Raw genomic sequence first — 18,225 nt, 5'->3', positions numbered from 1 at the left:
AATTTTTATGAAAAAGATTATAAATGCAAAGTCTTTAGTGCGCAGAAAGTGACGTTTCGCCAACTCCAAGTCTCCATTTACGAATAGAAAACGTTTGTGGATTCAAAATTAATCCCCGGCGGCTCAAATATTCGAGAGGCCGTAGAATGGGCCAACAACTTGGCAGCAATCAGGAGAACAGATGGAGTGCAATGTATTGACCGTACCGGGGCTGTGGAATTCGGGCCCCCAGCACTGGCAAAGCCTGTGGGAACAGCGCCACCCCGAATGGGTGCGGGTGGCGCATCGCGACTGGAACAATCCCGAACGCGCCGAATGGGTGGCCGAACTTGACGCTGCCATCGCCCGCTGCGAGGGTCCGCCCCTGCTGGTGGCGCACAGCCTTGGCTGCATCACCGTGGCGCACTGGGCCAGCTCGGGCTCGCAGCTGCAGGTCGCCGGTGCCTTCCTGGTGGCGCCGGCCGATGTGGCGGCCGCCTCCTACCCGGTCGACAAGAATGGCTTCACCCCCATCCCCATGGAGCGCCTGCCCTTCCCGACCCATGTCGTGGCCAGCGCCGACGACCCGTTTGTCGATGCGGCGCGGGCGCGCCAGTTTGCCGATGCCTGGGGCAGTGCCTTTACCGACATCGGCCGCCAGGGCCATGTCAACGGCGACAGCGGCCTTGGACAGTGGGACCAGGGCTACCAGCTGCTCGAAGCATTCTGCCGGCATCTCGGCCACGGGCCCGGGCGGGACTGACCCGCCGCACGTGAAAAGGGGGCCGCGCGGCCCCCTCCTGTCAGCCCTGCAGGTGCCGGAATTACCTGGCGCTCGAGGCGAGCAGCATGTCGTTGAGACGCCTGACGAAGGTGGCCGGATCGGCCAGCGACCCGCCTTCGGCCAGCAATGCCTGATCGAACAGGATATGCGACCAGTCGCCAAACTGGGCGCTGTCGGCACTTTCGTACTTCAGGCGCGTCACCAGCGGGTGGTTGGGATTAATTTCCAAAATCGGCTTGGAGTCAGGCGCATTCTGGCCAGCTGCCTTGAGCATGCGCAGCAGGTTGCCCGACAACTCGTTTTCGTCCGCCACCAGGCAGGCCGGCGAATCGGTCAGGCGGAACGTGACGCGCACATCCTTGGCCTTCTCGCCCAGCGCCGCCTTCATGCGCTCGACCAGTTCCTTATAGGCCGTTTCGGTCTCTTCGTGTTCCTTCTTCTCCGCTTCGTCTTCCAGCTTGCCCAGGTCCAGTCCACCCTTGGCCACCGATACCAGCTCCTTGCCCTCGAACTCGGTCAAAAATGACAGCATCCACTCGTCCACGCGGTCAGTCATGATCAGCACTTCCACGCCCTTCTTGCGGAAGATTTCAAGGTGCGGGCTGTTCTTGGCCGCGGCAAAGGTTTCGCCGGCCACGTAATAAATCTTTTCCTGGCCTTCCTTCATGCGCCCGATGTAGTCTGCCAGCGAAGTGCCCTGCTCTTCGTTCTCGCCGCTGGTGGAAGCAAAGCGCAGCAGCTTGGCGATGCGGTCCTTGTTGGTCGCGTCTTCGCCAATGCCTTCCTTGAGCACCTGGCCGAACTCTTTCCAGAACGTGGCGTACTTGTCCTTCTTTTCCTGCTCCTCGGCGTTGGCCAGCTCTTCCAGCATGCCCAGCACGCGCTTGGTCGAGCCTTCGCGGATCACCTTGACGTCGCGCGACTCCTGCAGGATTTCGCGCGACACGTTCAGCGGCAGGTCGTTCGAGTCGATCACGCCCTTGATGAAGCGCAGGTAGGCCGGCATCAGCTGCTCGGCGTCGTCCATGATGAACACGCGCTTGACGTACAGCTTGATGCCGCCGCGCTTGTTGCGGTCCCACAGGTCGAACGGGGCATGGGCCGGCACGTACAGCAGCTGGGTGTATTCGCTGCGCCCTTCCACCCGGTTATGGGTGTAGGTCAGCGGCGCCTGGAAGTCGTGCGACACATGCTTGTAGAATTCAGCGTACTGCTCCGGCGTGACGTCGGACTTGGCGCGCGCCCACAGGGCGCTGGCCTGGTTGATGGTCTCGACCTCATCCTTGGCGACGGTTGCCTTTTTCTCTTCGTCCCACTCTTCCTTCTGCATCACGATGGGCAGCGAAATATGATCCGAATACTTGCGGATGATGGACTTGAGCTTCCAGCCCGACAGCAGTTCTTCTTCGCCTTCGCGCAGGTGCAGGATCACGTCGGTGCCGCGGTTGACCTTCTCGATCGCTTCGACGCTGTAGTCACCCTCGCCGCCCGACTCCCAGCGCACCGCCTCATCGGCTGCCGCGCCCGCGCGGCGCGTTTCCACGGTGATGCGGTCGGCCACGATGAAGCCCGAATAAAAACCCACGCCAAACTGGCCGATCAGCGCGGCGTCAGCCTGCTGGTCGCCCGAGAGCTTGCCGAAAAATTCCTTGGTGCCCGACTTGGCAATAGTGCCCAGGTGCGAAATGACTTCTTCGCGGTTCATCCCGATGCCATTGTCGGAAATGGTGATGGTCTTTGCTTCCTTGTCGAAGGAGACCTTGATTTTCAGTTCGTGATCATTGCCGTACAGCGCATCGTTGTTGATCGCCTCGAACCGCAGCTTGTCGGCCGCATCGGATGCATTGGAAATCAACTCGCGCAGGAAAATTTCCTTGTTGGAATACAAGGAATGGATCATCAGTTGTAGCAACTGCTTCACTTCTGCTTGAAAACCAAGAGTTTCTTTTTCGGCAACAGCCATATTGTAAGTCCTCGTATGAGACAGGTTGAACGGATGGAGGCGATATGCGGCCGCCCCCCGCCGATTTCAAGATGTTCGCATGCATTTTTCATCACAGGGAACGGGCATTCTCGAAAACATGTTCGATGCCCATACGAGACAGGGGTCCGCTCGCGCAAGCGAGGGGACCCCTGGAGCGGCCAAGGGGCGCCGCAGGCGCCGCCCCTCTAACAGACCTTACACGCCGCAGCCATAGTTGCGGATGCGGTCATAGGCAGCGCGCGCCTGCACCAGGCCAAAGCCATACCTGGTGTCGCGGCCGGCCGTACCCAGATCCTGGGCGCTCTTGCCGAGCGAGGTACGGATCTGCGCACCGGTGCAGGTCGGGAAGTAGCTCCAGACCAGCGCCGCCACGCCTGCCACGTGCGGGGTTGCCATCGAGGTGCCGTCGAAGTTGGCATACCCGCCGCCCGGTACCGTCGAGCGCACGCCCACGCCCGGGCCAGCGATTTCCACCTTGCTGTTGTACTGGGAGAACGACGCCCACTGCTTGTATTCGTTCACGGCGCCCACGCTCATCACGCTGGTGTAGCCGGCAGGATAGGAGATCGCCGTATTGCCGGCATTGCCCGCGGCAGCGATATTGAGAATGCCGCGCGAAGCCAGGTTGGCAAAGGTGCTGTTTTCGGTCGAGTTGTACGACGGGCCGCCCAGCGACATCGAAATCACATTGGCACCGTACGATGCGCACTGGTTGGCCGCCGAGGCCAGGGTCGACGAATAGGCCCAGCCGTTTGCGCCGAACACCTTGACGATGTGCAGCTTCAGGCGGCGGTTGCTGTTCACACCCACCACGCCCACATTGCTGTTGTTGACAGCGGCGATGGTGCCTGCCACATGGGTGCCGTGCGAATTCTGGTCGGTATACCAGTTGCCGGTGCCCGAATCGTAGACGCCCGTCATGTTGGCGCTGTTGCCGTTGAGGTCTGGATGGGCGCGGTCGATGCCCGAGTCGATGATGCACACCCTGCGATTGCCGGCGTTGGTGTCGGGCAGCAGGTCAGCCTGGACCAGCTTGATGCCGTACGGTACGGCCTGGCCAAGCAGGTAGGGGTTGCCGGTCGACGGGCTGGTCAGCGCGGACGGATAGCGCTTGTGGTCTTCTTCCACGTATTCCACATTCGGATTGTTCTTCAAGCCCTTGAGCGCCTGCTGCGGCACTTCAATGGCCATGGCATTCATGCCAAAGATTTCATGCTTGACCGTGCCCTTCATGGCGCTGACGGCGGACTTCATGCTGGCGTTACCGTGGCCATCCTTGAACTTGACGATCACGCGGGTGGTGCCTTCTGCTGCTGCGGCACTGCCCATGACACCAACTGCAACGGTGGCAACCAACAGCTTGACCGCCTTGGCGATCGAGGTACTTTGCATCATGTATTTCTCCAAGAAATGATAGTTTCCAATTTGCCGCAAGTCTCTTTTGGCCTGCGTACAATTTCTTGCCAGCCTGGTGGGCCGGCAAGTGAAGCGAGTGTATTTGAAAATTTTCAAGAATCAATTTATTCACAAAAATAGACAACTTTTGTTGTTTGTTCCGTAAACTGTTGAAAGACTTGTATAGATCAGCTCGTGTGACCGACAAACGGTGATAGCATCGGGCGCCCCTGGCCAGATCCGGAACACGGAAATGCCATCGGGCGATACCAGTCAATACGCGATGTTTATGGGCGTTGAGGGATGTTATTGCAAGGCAACGGCTTCAGTGCCCCAGCTCCTGGCGCAAAAATTCCCACACGGCTGGCTCCTGCATCGCCGCCACATTCATGCGCATGAAGCTTGACGGCAGCTGGCTCGGTGAAAACAGGCTGCCCGGCGCCAGCAGCAAGCCCTGTCCCATGGCCCGCTCGGCCAGCACATTGGTGTCCACCCCGGCATCGGCCCACAGGAACATGCCGGCCGGCGGCGCCTGTCCCACCCTGAGGCCGGCCTGTTCCATCTGGCGCACGGTGCGCGCCCGCACTGCATCGAGGCGGGTACGCAGCCGGTCGGCATGCTTGCGGTACAGCCCTTCGGACAGGATCTTGTGCACCACCCGCTCCCCGATTTCGCTGGTGGTGAGGGTGGTCAGCATCTTGCGGTCGCACAGGCGCTGCGCCCAGTCGCGCGAGGTGGCAATAAAGCCCACCCGCAGGCTGGGCGCGAGCACCTTGGAAAAGCCGCCCAGGTAAATCACGTGGCTGAGCTGGTCCAGCGCGGCCAGCCGCGTGGCCGGCTGGACCGCGCTGCCCGGGTGCAGGTCGCAATAGATATCGTCTTCCACGATGGCAAAGCCGTGCTGGCCGGCCAGGCGCAGCACCTGGAATGCCTTGGCCGCCGACAGCGACGTGGAACTGGGGTTGTGCAGCACGGAATTGATCACATACAGCTTGGGCCGGTGCAGCTGCGCCATGGCGGCCAGGTGCGCGATATCCGGGCCGTCTGCCAGACGGGGAATGCCCACCACTTTCAGCCCCAGCGCGGCAAAGGAGCCGAACATGAGGAACCACGCGGGGTCGTCCACAAATACCGTGTCGCCCGGGCGCGTGAATTCGCGCGCCACCAGGTCCAGCGCCTGCGTCACGCCCACCGTGGTCACGATCTGCGCGGGATCGGCCGCAATTTCCAGTTCCGCGAGCTTGCGCTGCAACTGCTGGCGCAGCGCCGGCAAGCCCTGCGGCGTGCCATAGCTGAGCAAGGGCGCCGCACCCTGGCGCGTGACGGCGCGCAAGGCATTGGCCACCAGCGGCGCATCGAGCCAGGCGGCCGGCAGCACACCGGAACCGGGCGAGCGCTGCTCTGCCGTGGCGCGGAACATGTTGCGAATCAGCCAGACCACGTCCAGCGGCTGGTGCGCTTCGCTTGCCGCCTCGTTCTCCCCCGGCGCCGAGCGCTGCCCGGTATTTAAGGGCGAACGCTCGCGCACAAAGAAGCCGGCGCCGCGGCGCGACTCCACATAGCCCATGGCCACCAGCTTGTCGTAGCTGGCCACGACCGTGAACGGGGACACCCCATGGCTGGCGGCAAAGCGGCGGATCGACGGCATGCGGGCGCCGGCGCGCAGCAGCTTGTCGTCGATGCGGGCGGCCACCGACCGGACAATCTGGTCAATCAGGGTTTCCCCTGAATCACGCGAGAGCCAGGGCGCCAGGGCGTGGGCCGGGTGTGTATTGGTCATGTCACCGCTACAGTAAATGAAAGTAGTTGGAAAAGTGTACTTGGACTGTACTTGTTTTTAAGTCTAGGATACACCGACTGTTCCCTGAAAGCGCCCCATGTACCTGCCCGACCTTGCCGAACTCGATGCCGCCGCCGCCACCGTGTATGCCGCCATGCCGCCCACGCCCCAGTACAGCTGGCCCCTGCTCAATGCGGCGCTGGGCACCGAAGCCTGGCTCAAGCACGAAAACCACACGCCGCTGGGGGCCTTCAAGGCACGCGGGGGCCTGGTCTACCTGCAGCGCCTGGCCGCGCGCGAACCGGGCGTGCGCACCGTGGTGGCGGCCACCCGCGGCAACCATGGACAGTCGGTGGCATTTGCAGCCCGCCGCCACGGCCTGGAGGCGCGCATCTTCGTCCCCTTCGGCAACAGTGTGGAGAAGAACGCGGCCATGCGCAGCCTGGGCGCGCGCCTGACCGAAGTCGGTCACGACTTCCAGGCGTGCCGCCAGCATGCGCAGCAAGTGGCCGCCAGCGAAGGCTGGCACATGGTGCCATCCTGGCACCCGGACCTGGTGGCCGGCGTCGCTTCCGGCTACCTGGAACTGCTGCGCGCCCAGCCCGACCTCGATCTGCTGCTGGTACCCATAGGCCAGGGCTCGGGCATCTGCGCCGCCATTGCCGCCCGCCAGGCTCTGCGCTCCAGGGTGAAAATCGTGGGCGTGGTGTCGCACCATGCCCCCGCCTACCAGCGCGCGTTTCGCGCCGGCCACAGCGTGGAGGCGCCCGTGAGCACCGTGCTGGCCGACGGCCTGGCCTGCCGCCAGCCCGATCCTGCCTCGCTCCCGGCCATCCTCGCCTACGCCGATGATGTGCTGGCCGTGACCGACGATGAAGTGGCCCGTGCCATGCGCCTTATCTATCGCGCCACGCACAACCTGGCAGAAGGGGCCGGCGCGGCGGCAGTGGCGGCGGCCATGCAGCTCAGCGAGGCCGGCACCCTGGGCCAGCGCAGGCTGGGACTGCCGCTGACCGGTGGCAATGTGGACGCCAGCGTGTTTGGACAGATTTTGCTGGGGCCGTGAACCGGATCACCATGTTGCCGGCCCCGGGCGTTGCCGGCGCCAGGCGCCGCCCTGCGGCTGCGGCTGGCAGTGCCGCCGCGACCGACGTACAATGCCAGCTTGTCTACCCACAAACCTTGAGAGTCCCATGTCCGTTTACGAAAAAATCAAAGCGCTCGATATCACCCTCAAAGCGCCGGCCGCACCGGTTGGCGCCTATGTCATGTACGTTCAGAGCGGCAACCTCGTGTTCCTGTCCGGCCACATTTCCAAGAATGCCGATGGCAGCGTCATCGCCGGCAAGCTGGGCGCCAATGTCACCACCGAACAAGGCCAGCAGGCCGCGCGCGCCGTCGTCATCGACTTGCTCGGCACCCTGCAGGAAGCCTGCGGCGGCGACCTTGCCCGTGTCAAGCGCATCGTCAAGCTCACCAGCCTGGTCAATTCCACGCCGGAATTTACCGAGCAGCACATCGTCACCAACGGCGCGTCGAGCCTGCTCGGCGAAGTGTTTGGTGATGCCGGCAAGCACGCCCGCGCCGCCTTTGGCGTGATGCAAAATCCGCTGGGCGCCTGCATTGAAATTGAAATGGTGGCCGAGCTGGCCTGATGACCGATCCGGGCGGCGCTTACCCGGCGCCGCTCACATCAGGGCGCTTATCCAGCGTCCTCTATAATGGCCGGGTATGCTTCGGCCCCTTCCCTGTGAGAACAGCATGAAAATTGACAATCCAAAACTGATCGAATGGCGTTTTTCGGAACGCGCCAGCCAGCTGCAAAGCTCGTTCATTCGTGAAATCCTGAAAATCACGCAGCGTCCGGAAATCATTTCCTTTGCCGGCGGCCTGCCTTCGCCTGCCACCTTCCCGGTCGAGCACATGAAGGCCGCCTTTGACAAGGTCCTGTCCGAAAACGGCAAGGTCGCCCTGCAATACGGCCCCACCGACGGCTACCCGCTGCTGCGCGAATGGATTGCCAATTCGCTGTCCACCGACACGTGCAAGATTTTGCCGGAACAGGTCCTGATGACCTCCGGCTCGCAGCAGGCGCTTGACCTGATCGGCAAGGTCTTGATTGACGAAGGCAGCCGCGTGCTGGTGGAAACCCCGAGCTACCTGGGTGCCCTGCAGGCGTTTTCCGTCTACCGCCCCGAATTCAAGTCCGTTGCCACCGACGATGATGGCCTGGTGCCCTCGTCCATCGAGGCCGTGGCCGAAGGCGCGCGCATGCTGTACGCCCTGCCCAACTTCCAGAACCCGACCGGCCGCAGCCTGTCCATCGAACGGCGCCGCGAACTGGTCGAGACCTGCGCCCGCCTTGGCATTCCCCTCATCGAGGACGATCCGTATGGCGCCCTGAGCTACAAGGGCGAGCCCTTCCCCAAGATGCTCAACATGAATCCGGATGGCGTGATCTACATGGGTTCCTTCTCCAAGGTGCTGACCCCCGGCATCCGCCTTGGCTATGTGGTCGCCCCGCTGCCGCTGGTGCGCCGCCTGGAGCTGGCCAAGCAGGCCGCCGACCTGCACACGGCGCAGCTGACCCAGATGGTGGTGTACGACGTGGTCAAGGATGGCTTCCTCGAGCAGCACATCCCCAAGATCCGCGCCCTGTACGCCAACCAGTGCCAGGTCATGCTCGACGCCATGGCCGAATCGTTCCCGGCCGGCGTCACCTGGACCCGGCCTGAAGGCGGCATGTTCATCTGGGTCACCCTGCCCAAGCATATCGATGCCATGAAGCTGCTTGACCAGGCCATCGCGGCGAAGGTGGCGTTCGTGCCAGGCTCGCCGTTCTACGCCAACGAGCCGGAAACCAATACCCTGCGCCTGTCGTTCGTCACCGTGCCGCCCGAGCGCATCCGCGAAGGCGTCGGCATCCTGGCCAGGCTGATCGCCGCCCAGCTGTAATTGCGCCCTGCCGCGGGCCAGTGCCCGCGGCTGTCAGCGCTGCTGCGGGTAGCCCGTGATTTCCGCAATTTCCCCGTACATTGGCTGCAATCGCGCATACATCTTGCGGTACACCCTGCGATAGAGCTGGTCGTACATGGCCTGGTTGGCTGCAATCGGATAGAACACCTTGCCCACCCGCGTCATGGCGCCAATGGCCGTGGCAAAGTCCGGATACAGGCCCAGTCCCACCGCCGCGTCAATGGCCGCGCCCAGTCCCGAGGTTTCATAGATGTGCGGCCGCGCCGTGGGCAGGCCAAAGATGTCGGCCGTCAGCTGCATGGCCGCGTCGCTCTGCGAGCCGCCCCCTGACACCCGCAGTTCCGTGATTGCCACCCCGCTGCGCCGTTCAATGCGCTCCTTGCCCTCGCGCAGGGCGTAAGCCAGTCCTTCCAGGATCGCCCGGTACACGTGGGCGCGCGTGTGGACATCGCCAAACCCGATGATCGCGCCCTTCGCTTCCGGCCCCGGCACCCGGATCCCGGGCGTCCAGTAAGGCTGAAGCATCAGGCCCATGGAACCGGCCGGCACGGCCTCCACCAGGTCGTCAAACAGCCTTTCGGGCGCGATGTCCTCGGCCAGCGCGCGCGCCTGCTCCGGGTGCCCGAACTGCTCCTTGAACCAGTTCACCATCCAGTAGCCGCGAAAGATCTGCACTTCCGTGCTGTAGGCATGGGGAATGGCGGCGGGATACGGCGGGATGAAGGGCGTCACCTCCACGTAGCGCGTGGTGGTGGTGTTGACGGTGGCCGTGGTGCCATAGCTCAGGCACCCCACATGCGGCTCCTGGCAGCCGGCGCCGATGACTTCGCACGCCTTGTCGGCGGCGGCCGCCATCAGCGGCGTACCCTCCGGGATGCCGGTCGCGGCGGCCGCCGCGGCATGAATGACGCCGATGCGCGCGCCCGGCGCCACCAGTTCCGGCAGCATGTGCGGCAGCACCGCCAGCGCCTGCCAGCGCCAGTCGCTTTTCCTGGCCCAGCGCTGGCGCCGGTAATCGAAGGGCATGTAGGCCACTTGCGAACCGGTGGAGTCGGCAAAGCGGCCGCACAGCTGGTAGTTGAGGTAGCCCGACAGCAGCAGGAACTTGTCGGTGCGCGCCCAGATGTCCGGCTGGTGGACCTTGATCCAGTTGATCTCGGCCTCGCCCCGGAAGTAGTCCACCGTCGCCTTGACGCGGGCGATGCGAAACGCCAGCGCCCACCAGCGGCTGACCGGCGGCACGGTGTCGGTGCGGCGCTGGTCAAGCCAGGTGATGGCCGGGCGCAGCGGCTTGCCATCGGCGTCCAGGTTGACCACCGTTCCGCGCTGCGTGGTGACGGCCACGCCCTGTACGCTGGTCACGTCGGCGCCGCTCTCCTGCCACAGGCCCTGGCACGCGCGGCACACGGCATGCCAGTAGCCTTGGGCATCATGCTCGGCCCATCCCGGCTGGTCCGAAAAATACGCCTGCAGATGCACCTGCGACTTGGCCACGATGTTCCCCTGCAGGTCGAACAAGATCGCGCGCACGCTCTGGGTGCCGTTGTCGATGGAGAGGATGGTCTTGTGGGTCATGTCGGCAGGCTGTAGTTTGCATTCCATAATGCCAGATAGGCGGCCTGGCTGGTCTCCCACTGCGCATCGCTCCATCCAAGTTCGCCCTGGCAGGTGGCGCGGATGCGCGGCAGCAGGTCCACGCCCCCGCCGCGCAGCTGCAGGCCAAGGCGCGTGCGCCTGAGCAGCAGGTCTTCCAGGTGCATCACCGCTTCGCAGCGCGCGGCCCAGCGCAGTTCGGCCCACAGGGTCTGGGTGCCGGGAATCGGTTCCAGCTCGCCCGGCAGTGCCGCGGCCACCAGTGCCGCTGCCGCCGCGCCATGGCGTCCTTCCAGGCGCTGGCGCTGCGTCCCGCGCACGCGCATGCTGTGCCAGGGGCTGGGCGCGAACACGGGGCACGGGGCCAGGTCGTCGCGCCAGTGCGGCAGCTGCGACCTGGCGTGGCGCAGCGCGTCGAGCGCAATCACGCGGAAGGTGGTCAGCTTGCCCCCGGTGACGGTCAGCAGCCCCTGGTCCATCCACACCGCATGGTCGCGCCCTTCCTTGGACGGATCCGCCTGGCCGCTGTCGATCACCGGCCGCACCCCGGCGAACGTGGCCAGGATGTCGCCGTCGCCCAGTCCCTGCTGCGGGAACTGGCACTCCAGCGCCAGCATCAGGTAGTCCACTTCGGCGCGCGTGATGGCCGCTTCCGTGGCCAGCGAAGCACTGTGGTCGACATCGGTGGTGCCCACCAGCGTGACGCCTTCCCACGGATAGGCAAACACGGGGCGCCCGTCGGCCGGATGCATCAGGCTTACCGCCTGCGCCAGCGGCAGGCGCCAGGCAGGAAAAATCAGGTGGCTGCCGCGCAGGGGGCGGATCTTCTTGCCGGCGCCGGTCTGGCCGCGCAGCTGGTCGGCCCACGCGCCGGTGGCGCTGACCACCACCTGCGCGCGGATATCGATCGCAGCGCCGTCGATGCCGTCCTCGAGACGCGCCCCCACCACCCGTTCGCCCTCCCTGATCAGGGTGCGGGCCGCCATGTAGTTGACAGCCACGCCGCCATGGCTGCGCGCCTCCTGCAGCACGCGCAGCACCAGGCGCGCGTCATCGGTCTTGGCGTCGGTGTACGACATGCCGCCTTGCAGGCCGGCGCGTCCCACGTTCGGCGCCAGCATCAGAAAATCAGTGACGCTGCTGTAATGCCGCTCGCGCCGTCCCGAGAGCAGGTCGTAGATGGCAAGCCCCAGCAGGAACATGCGGCGCCCGGGCCTGGCGCCGTGGTAGTCGCCAAAGGCAAAGCTTTGCGGCTCCACCAGGCCGCATGCTTCGCGCATCAGGGCATTGCGTTCGCGGACCGATTCGCGCGTGAGCCCGAAGCGCCCCTGTTTCAGGTAGCGCAGGCCGCCATGCACCAGTTTGGAAGAACGCGAGGAGGTGCCCCAGGCAAAATCGCGCTGCTCCACCAGCACCGCCCGCAGGCCCCGGCGCGCCGCTTCCAGCAGGATGCCGGCGCCGGTAATGCCGCCGCCGATGATGAGCAGGTCCCATTCGCGTTCGGCCAGCGCCGGGATGCCGGCACGCCAGCCGCGCGCCCAGCCGCCGTTCATGCGGCCACCAGCTTGCCCGGGTTCATGCGCTGCTCGGCGTCAAAATGGCGGAACAGCGCATCCATGGCGCCCATCCCGAGCGCGCCTTTTTCCGCCTCCAGGTAAGGCGCATGGTCGCTGCCCACGCCGTGCTGGTGGCTGATGGTGCCGCCGTTGGCCACAATCGCTTCCGACACCGCGCCCTTGAGTGCGCGCCAGCGCGCCAGGTCGCCATCAAAGCTGCCGCTCAAGCGGTACACAAAGGTGGTGTACACGCTGGCGCCCTGCGCATACAGGTGCGACAGGTGGGTGTAGACATGCAGGCGCTCGCCGCGCGCAGCCATGGCCTGGGTCGCAGCATCCTCCACCGCGTGCATCATGGCCGTCACGCCAGGCCAGTCAACCGCCGTTTCCACGGTATCGATGGCGTAGCCGTGCTCCCACGCCGTGTTGCGCAGGTAGACATTGCGAAACCGGTTCTGCTTCCATTTTTCGCCCATCTTGCGTCCCACGTGGATGCCCCGCTGCGCGCGCGCGAGCGCCAGCGCGCCGGCAATGGCCGCGCGCACGGCCGCCTTGCTGCCACTGGCGCCCACCATCAGCATGCATTTCCCCTCGCCGCAGCCGCGCAGGCGCAGCCAGCCTTCCAGCATGCCGATCAGGCGTTTGTGTCCGGCCAGCGTCAGCATCGTCACCGTTTCCACGGCATTGGACAGGCGCAGCATTGACAGCGGCAGGCGCGCCTGGGCGATGGCGCGCGTGGCCTGCACCGCGGCTTCCCAGTTCGGGAAGAATACGGCGTGAAACGCTTCCTGTTCCGGCAGCGGCGAAATGCGCACCGTGGCCTCGGTCAGAATGCCCAGGCGCCCTTCGGAACCGAGCACCATCTCGCGCAGATCAATGCCGGCGGCGGAGGCGGGAAAGGTGGGCAGCTCCAGGCGCCCGGAAGGGGTTTCAACCCGGCCGCCCGCGAACAGCTGCTCGATGCGCCCGTAGCGCAGCGACTGCTGGCCGGACGAGCGCGTCACCACCCAGCCGCCCAGGGTCGAATACTCAAACGACTGCGGAAAGTGGCCCAGCGTGAAACCGTGCGCGCGCAGCTGCGCTTCCAGGTCCGGCCCCAGCACGCCCGCTTCAAACGTGGCCAGCTGCGCTTGTACATCGAGGTTGAGCATGGCCCGCATGCGCGTCATGTTGATGCTCAAGACCGGGGCCTGGCCCTGCGGCACCGTGAGATGGCCGGCCACGCTGGTGGCCCCGCCGCACGGGATCACCAGCGCGCCATTGGCGCGCGCGTAGGCAAGCAGCTCGCACACCTGGTCCGCGCTTTCAGGAAAGGCCACGCCGTCGGGCGCGGTATCGATGCGGCCGTGGCGCATGCGCAGCCAGTCCGGCAGGCTCTGTCCCAGCGCACTGGCCAGGCGCACGGAGGGGGCCACGCTCACCAGCGGGTGCCACGGCAGCCGTGTGTGTTTGAGCTGGGCGCAGGCCTGGGCGTGGGTGGCGTCGCTGCTGGTAATGCCAGAGCCGATCCGCTGCTGCAAAAAGGCCAGCGCCTCGTCATTCAGGGCAAAATCGATGCCATCGTCCCCCCAACCGTTCCACCGTCTCATCAAATTTTCCCGTTATACTTGACCTGTTACCATGGCGGGAAGGTTACCGCCGGGACGCCTCTCTGTATTGCGCTTTTATGACAACATCTTTGCTTAAACATGCCAGCGCTTCGCACTGACACGCGCCGTGTGACCGGCTCCTATCTCCAGCCTTTGCTGGAAGCGGCGCAGGCGCGCGGGGTCAATGCCGCGCAGCTGGCCGCCGCCGCCGCGGTGCCGGCCCTGGCCCAGGGCACCCTGCCCGATTCGCTGGCCGCCACCGATTACGTGCGTCTTTTGGCCGTGGGCGCCGAGCTGGCCGGCGACCCGCACTTCGGCCTGCACGTGGGCGAACGGGTCAAGCTGGGCACCTACAGCGTGTATGGCCTGATCCTGCTGTCGTGCCGCGACTTTGGCCAGGTCCTGCAGCAAACCATGCGCTACGAGCAGCTGGCCCACGACCTGGGACGCTCGGCCCTGGTGGTGGACGGGGACGAGGCGCAGTACCAGTGGATTTCCAACTACCCGGGCGCGAGCCGCCACCTGGTCGAGAGCGTGTACGCGGGCATCCGCGTCTTTTCCACCTGGCTGGCCGGCGTGGCCCTGCCGTCCTCGCGCATCCAGTTCATGCATGCGCGCGACGCAGGCAGCGAGGAATACCTGCGCATCTTCGGCGACCTGCCCCTGTTCGGCGAGCCGGTCAACGCCGTCCACTTCCATGCCCAGCTGCTTTCCTGGCCGGTGCCCAATGCCGACGTGGGCCTGTACCCGGTGCTGCAGCAGCATGCCGAAACGCTGCTGCAGGAGCGCAGCCGCAGCGACCAGGGCATCGCCGCCCAGGTCCACGCAGCCATCATCAAAAACCTGGCCCACGACCGGGTGCGCCTGTCCTCGATTGCCGAAGAACTGAACCTGTCGCCGCGCACCCTGCAGCGCAAGCTCAATGAAGCGGGAGCGAGCTTTCAGCAAGTGCTGGACCAGGCCCGTTTTGCCCTGGCCACCGACTACCTGCGCCAGGACAGCCTGTCGCTGGTGGACATCTCGTTTTTGCTCGGCTACCAGGAGCAAAGCGCCTTCACCCATGCGTTCAAGGAGTGGGCCGGGGTGAACCCGGGCGCCTGGCGCGAAGGCGCCCAATGTCGCCTATAATGAGATTCAATCCCGTGCCCTGAACCGCGACCTGACAACCTGGTACTGACGTGAATCCACACCTCGACAAGCTCCACCCCTACCCCTTCGAAAAGCTGCGTCAACTGTTCGCCGGCACCACCCCCAATTCCGACTACCCGCCCATCAGCCTTGGCATCGGTGAGCCCAAGCACCCCACCCCGGCCTTTATCCAGAAGGCGCTGTCGCACAATATGCAGGGCCTGGCCAACTATCCGACCACGGTCGGCAGCGATGCCCTGCGCAGCGCCATCGCCCACTGGCTCGAACACCGCTACGGCCTGCCCCCGCTCGATGCCGCCACCCAGGTCTTGCCCGTCAATGGCTCGCGCGAGGCGCTGTTCGGCATTGCCCACTGCGTGGTCGATGCCTCCCAGCCCACGCCGCTGGTGGTGTGCCCCAACCCCTTCTACCAGATCTATGAGGGCGCGGCGTTTCTGGCGGGGGCCGAACCGTATTTTGTCAATTCCGACCCGGCCCGCAACTTTGGCTGCGACTACGCCAGCGTGCCGCCGGAAATCTGGCACCACGTCCAGCTGCTGTACCTGTGTTCGCCAGGCAACCCGACCGGCGCCACCATGCCGCTGGACGACTGGAAACTGCTGTTTGCCCTCGCCGACGAGCACGGCTTCGTCATCGCCGCCGACGAGTGCTATTCCGAGATTTACCACACCAGCAACGCGCCGCTGGGCGCGCTGGAAGCGGCGCACCAGCTCGGCCGCAGCGGCGGCGCGCGTCCCTATGCCAACCTGATCGTGTTTTCCAGTCTGTCCAAGCGCTCCAATGTGCCGGGCATGCGCTCCGGTTTCGTGGCAGGCGACCCGCACATCATCAAGAAGTTCCTGCTCTACCGTACCTATTGCGGCGGCGCCATGGCCCCGCCCGTGCAGGCGGCCTCGATTGCCGCCTGGGGCGACGAAACCCATGTGCAGGACAACCGCGCCAAATACCGCGAAAAGTTCAACCTCGTCACCCCCTTGCTGCAACAGGTCATGGATGTCGCCTTGCCCGACGCCGGCTTCTACCTGTGGGCCGACATGCGCCGCACGGGCCTGACCGATACCGAATTCGCCCGCCGCCTGCATGTTGATTATAATGTCACTGTGTTGCCCGGAAGCTACCTCGCGCGCGAAGCCCATGGCGCCAACCCGGGCACCAACCGCATTCGCATGGCGCTTGTGGCCGAGGTCGATGAGGGCGTGGAAGCGGCCCAGCGGATCGTCCAGTTTTGTAATGCCTTGAAGCACTCCTGAAAACCAACCCTACCGAACATGACCCAACAACTCCAGAACATCATCGACACCGCCTGGGAACAGCGCGCCGACATCACCCCAGCCAATGGCAGCGCCGAACTGCGCGACGCCGTTTCCCACGTCATCGCCGGCCTTGACGACGGCAGCCTGCGCGTTGCCCAGAAAAGCGGCAGCGACTGGGTAGTGAACCAGTGGATCAAGAAGGCCGTCCTGCTGTCGTTCCGACTGGAAAACAACAGTGTCATGACCTCGGATGGCACCATGCAGTTTTATGACAAGGTGCCGACCAAGTTTGCCAGTTACACGGCTGACGACTTCGCCAAAGGGGGCTTTCGCGTGGTGCCGCCGGCAGTGGCGCGCCGCGGCAGTTTCATTGCAAAAAATGTGGTTTTGATGCCTTCTTACGTCAATATCGGTGCCTACGTGGATGAAGGCGCCATGGTTGACACCTGGGCCACGGTCGGCTCCTGTGCCCAGATCGGCAAGAATGTGCATCTGTCGGGCGGCGTCGGCATTGGCGGCGTGCTCGAACCCATGCAGGCCAACCCCACCATCATTGAAGACAATTGTTTCATTGGCGCACGCTCGGAAATCGTTGAAGGTGTTATTGTCGAAGAAAATTCCGTCATTTCGATGGGCGTGTACATCGGCCAGTCGACCAAGATCTATGACCGCGCCACGGGCGAGGTCAGCTACGGCCGGGTGCCGGCGGGATCGGTCGTCGTGTCGGGCAACCTGCCATCGGACGACGGGAAATACAGCCTGTACTGCGCAGTGATCGTCAAGCGGGTGGATGCCAAGACCCGCGCCAAGACCGGTATCAACGAACTGCTGCGCGGCATTTAACAGAAGTCGATTCACGAGATCCGAGGAGACCATCATGGCTATGGACCGTTTGTTCCAGCTGATGAAAGAAAAAAACGCGTCGGATATGTTCTTCGCAGTCAATTCGCCAGTCCACATCAAAATCAACGGCAACCTGATTCCGATTAACCAGCAAAAGCTCGATCCGGAAAATATCGACGCCTTGCTCAGCGAAATCGCATCGAAGGAGCAGATGGCCGAGCTGCGCCGGGATAACGAACTGAATATGGGTATTTCGGTACCCAATCTGGGACGCTTCCGCTTGTCGGCCTTTCGTCAGCGCGGCACCATTTCGGCGGTATTTCGCTTTGTGCCGGCCATTATTCCGCAATTGGGCGACCTCGGACTGCCGCCGGTACTGGCTGATCTGATCATGGAAAAGCGCGGCCTGCTGCTGCTGGTGGGCGCCACCGGTTCCGGCAAGTCGACCACCATTGCGTCCATGCTCGACCACCGCAATGAACTGCGCGCCGGGCATATTCTCACGCTGGAAGACCCGATTGAATACCTGTTCAAGAACAAGAAATCGATTGTCAATCAGCGCGAGATTGGCAGCGATGCCAGCAGCTTTTATACGGCGCTGCGCAATTCCATGCGCCAGGCGCCGGACTGCATCCTGATCGGCGAAATCCGCGACAAGGAAACCATGGCCGCGGCGCTGGCGTATGCGCAGTCCGGCCACCTGGTGCTGGCCACCCTGCACGCCAATAACAGCTACAACGCGCTCAACCGGATCATCAGTTTTTATCCGATTGAAAACCGCGCCGCGCTGCTGCAGGACTTGTCGTCGGCCGTCAAGGCCATCGTCTCGCAGCGCCTGGTGCGCTCGGCGGCCGGCGGCACCCGCCAGGCCGCCGTCGAAATCATGGTCAATACGCGCTATATTTCAGACCTGATTGAAAAGGGCGAGATCAGCCAGATCAAGGAAGCGATGGAAAAGTCGCTCTCGCCCGGTTCGCAATCATTTGAATCGGCCCTGTTCCAGCTGGTGAAAAGTGGCCTGGTGACGCAGGAAGAAGCCCTGGCCAATGCAGACTCCGCCACCAACCTGTTGTGGCTGTTGAACAATGGCCCCGACAGCGCCCAGGAAAAGGACGAGAAAGAAAAGAAAGACGAAGAAGGCGCGAATTTCACGGAATTCACACTCAATACCTGATCCGCGTTTCTGCAATTAAAACGGGCCAGCATGGCCCGTTTTTTTCGTCACATCCCGAAATTACCAGGCAACATGACAATTCTAAATCCTGCTGATTCGGCCTCATCACGCGTTCGTTTCGCGCAATCACATCTTGGATACCCGCAGAAGACAGGCGCGTTCAAGCTGCT

Annotated in this window: 14 protein-coding genes; 8 read left to right on the top strand and 6 right to left on the bottom strand. The window is 64.0% G+C overall.

The genetic code is table 11. The features are described 5' to 3' along the window. Positions 1–181 precede the first annotated feature (181 nt). On the top strand, positions 182–742 hold the full coding sequence (locus KY495_RS17205) for an alpha/beta hydrolase (protein ID WP_219880594.1): 561 nt from the start codon (positions 182–184) through the stop codon (positions 740–742). Positions 743–803: 61 nt separating this feature from the next. Here KY495_RS17205 and htpG read toward each other — a convergent pair whose 3' ends face one another. From htpG to KY495_RS17190, 3 genes are all read right to left on the bottom strand, one after another. Next, positions 804–2,726 carry a molecular chaperone HtpG gene (gene htpG, locus KY495_RS17200; protein ID WP_219880593.1) on the bottom strand — a complete coding sequence of 641 codons (1,923 nt, stop codon included), beginning with the start codon at positions 2,724–2,726 and terminating at the stop codon, positions 804–806. 216 nt (positions 2,727–2,942) lie between these two features. Further along, entirely contained in the window at positions 2,943–4,142 is a 1,200-nt protein-coding gene (locus tag KY495_RS17195; protein WP_219880592.1) for a S8 family peptidase, read from the bottom strand. 325 nt (positions 4,143–4,467) lie between these two features. Next, positions 4,468–5,922, bottom strand: a complete 1,455-nt coding sequence (locus KY495_RS17190) for a PLP-dependent aminotransferase family protein (RefSeq protein ID WP_219880591.1) — start codon at positions 5,920–5,922, stop codon at positions 4,468–4,470. A 97-nt stretch (positions 5,923–6,019) separates the two neighbouring features. Between KY495_RS17190 and KY495_RS17185 the strand changes: the two genes are divergently transcribed. From KY495_RS17185 to KY495_RS17175, 3 genes are all read left to right on the top strand, one after another. Further along, a complete protein-coding gene (locus KY495_RS17185) occupies positions 6,020–6,988 on the top strand; it encodes a threonine dehydratase (RefSeq protein ID WP_219880590.1) in 969 nt (322 codons plus the stop codon). 127 nt (positions 6,989–7,115) lie between these two features. Then, positions 7,116–7,577 carry a RidA family protein gene (locus KY495_RS17180; protein ID WP_219880589.1) on the top strand — a complete coding sequence of 154 codons (462 nt, stop codon included), beginning with the start codon at positions 7,116–7,118 and terminating at the stop codon, positions 7,575–7,577. A 106-nt stretch (positions 7,578–7,683) separates the two neighbouring features. After that, positions 7,684–8,877 carry a PLP-dependent aminotransferase family protein gene (locus KY495_RS17175; protein ID WP_219880588.1) on the top strand — a complete coding sequence of 398 codons (1,194 nt, stop codon included), beginning with the start codon at positions 7,684–7,686 and terminating at the stop codon, positions 8,875–8,877. Positions 8,878–8,910: 33 nt separating this feature from the next. Here KY495_RS17175 and KY495_RS17170 read toward each other — a convergent pair whose 3' ends face one another. The 3 genes from KY495_RS17170 to KY495_RS17160 are packed head-to-tail and all read right to left on the bottom strand — an operon-like array spanning position 8,911 to position 13,636. Beyond that, positions 8,911–10,473 carry an FGGY-family carbohydrate kinase gene (locus KY495_RS17170; RefSeq protein ID WP_219880587.1) on the bottom strand — a complete coding sequence of 521 codons (1,563 nt, stop codon included), beginning with the start codon at positions 10,471–10,473 and terminating at the stop codon, positions 8,911–8,913. Then, positions 10,470–12,044, bottom strand: a complete 1,575-nt coding sequence (locus KY495_RS17165; RefSeq protein ID WP_219880586.1) for a glycerol-3-phosphate dehydrogenase/oxidase — start codon at positions 12,042–12,044, stop codon at positions 10,470–10,472. The genes KY495_RS17170 and KY495_RS17165 overlap by 4 nt, the downstream gene beginning before the upstream one ends. Then, positions 12,041–13,636 carry an FAD-binding oxidoreductase gene (locus tag KY495_RS17160; RefSeq protein WP_219880585.1) on the bottom strand — a complete coding sequence of 532 codons (1,596 nt, stop codon included), beginning with the start codon at positions 13,634–13,636 and terminating at the stop codon, positions 12,041–12,043. The genes KY495_RS17165 and KY495_RS17160 overlap by 4 nt, the downstream gene beginning before the upstream one ends. Positions 13,637–13,735: 99 nt before the next feature. On the opposite strand from KY495_RS17160, the gene KY495_RS17155 reads away from it, so the two are divergent. The 4 genes from KY495_RS17155 to KY495_RS17140 are packed head-to-tail and all read left to right on the top strand — an operon-like array spanning position 13,736 to position 18,055. Continuing rightward, on the top strand, positions 13,736–14,764 hold the full coding sequence (locus KY495_RS17155) for an AraC family transcriptional regulator (protein WP_219880584.1): 1,029 nt from the start codon (positions 13,736–13,738) through the stop codon (positions 14,762–14,764). A gap of 50 nt (positions 14,765–14,814) precedes the next feature. Beyond that, positions 14,815–16,035, top strand: coding sequence for a succinyldiaminopimelate transaminase (dapC, locus tag KY495_RS17150; RefSeq protein WP_219880583.1), 1,221 nt, complete (start codon positions 14,815–14,817; stop codon positions 16,033–16,035). Positions 16,036–16,053: 18 nt separating this feature from the next. Continuing rightward, a complete protein-coding gene (gene dapD / locus KY495_RS17145; protein WP_219880582.1) occupies positions 16,054–16,881 on the top strand; it encodes a 2,3,4,5-tetrahydropyridine-2,6-dicarboxylate N-succinyltransferase in 828 nt (275 codons plus the stop codon). A gap of 34 nt (positions 16,882–16,915) precedes the next feature. Continuing rightward, on the top strand, positions 16,916–18,055 hold the full coding sequence (locus KY495_RS17140) for a PilT/PilU family type 4a pilus ATPase (RefSeq protein WP_219880581.1): 1,140 nt from the start codon (positions 16,916–16,918) through the stop codon (positions 18,053–18,055). Positions 18,056–18,225: the final 170 nt, after the last annotated feature.

It is taken from the genome of Massilia sp. PAMC28688 (assembly GCF_019443445.1).
In the GTDB taxonomy this organism is placed as follows: Bacteria; Pseudomonadota; Gammaproteobacteria; order Burkholderiales; family Burkholderiaceae_D; genus Telluria_A.
The sequence above is the reverse complement of the archived record's forward strand: the minus strand, read 5'-3'. Positions and strand labels throughout refer to the sequence as shown.

What these genes read in the sequence shown, in the direction of transcription:
- KY495_RS17170 (WP_219880587.1), bottom strand. Translation starts at nt 10,473, where the DNA reads ATGACCCACAAGACCATCCTCTCCATCGACAACGGCACCCAGAGCGTG.
- KY495_RS17175 (WP_219880588.1), top strand. Translation starts at nt 7,684, where the DNA reads ATGAAAATTGACAATCCAAAACTGATCGAATGGCGTTTTTCGGAACGC.
- KY495_RS17160 (WP_219880585.1), bottom strand. Translation starts at nt 13,636, where the DNA reads ATGAGACGGTGGAACGGTTGGGGGGACGATGGCATCGATTTTGCCCTG.
- KY495_RS17140 (WP_219880581.1), top strand. Translation starts at nt 16,916, where the DNA reads ATGGCTATGGACCGTTTGTTCCAGCTGATGAAAGAAAAAAACGCGTCG.
- KY495_RS17155 (WP_219880584.1), top strand. Translation starts at nt 13,736, where the DNA reads ATGCCAGCGCTTCGCACTGACACGCGCCGTGTGACCGGCTCCTATCTC.
- KY495_RS17165 (WP_219880586.1), bottom strand. Translation starts at nt 12,044, where the DNA reads ATGAACGGCGGCTGGGCGCGCGGCTGGCGTGCCGGCATCCCGGCGCTG.
- KY495_RS17190 (WP_219880591.1), bottom strand. Translation starts at nt 5,922, where the DNA reads ATGACCAATACACACCCGGCCCACGCCCTGGCGCCCTGGCTCTCGCGT.
- htpG (WP_219880593.1), bottom strand. Translation starts at nt 2,726, where the DNA reads ATGGCTGTTGCCGAAAAAGAAACTCTTGGTTTTCAAGCAGAAGTGAAG.
- KY495_RS17205 (WP_219880594.1), top strand. Translation starts at nt 182, where the DNA reads ATGGAGTGCAATGTATTGACCGTACCGGGGCTGTGGAATTCGGGCCCC.
- KY495_RS17195 (WP_219880592.1), bottom strand. Translation starts at nt 4,142, where the DNA reads ATGATGCAAAGTACCTCGATCGCCAAGGCGGTCAAGCTGTTGGTTGCC.
- KY495_RS17180 (WP_219880589.1), top strand. Translation starts at nt 7,116, where the DNA reads ATGTCCGTTTACGAAAAAATCAAAGCGCTCGATATCACCCTCAAAGCG.
- KY495_RS17185 (WP_219880590.1), top strand. Translation starts at nt 6,020, where the DNA reads ATGTACCTGCCCGACCTTGCCGAACTCGATGCCGCCGCCGCCACCGTG.
- dapD (WP_219880582.1), top strand. Translation starts at nt 16,054, where the DNA reads ATGACCCAACAACTCCAGAACATCATCGACACCGCCTGGGAACAGCGC.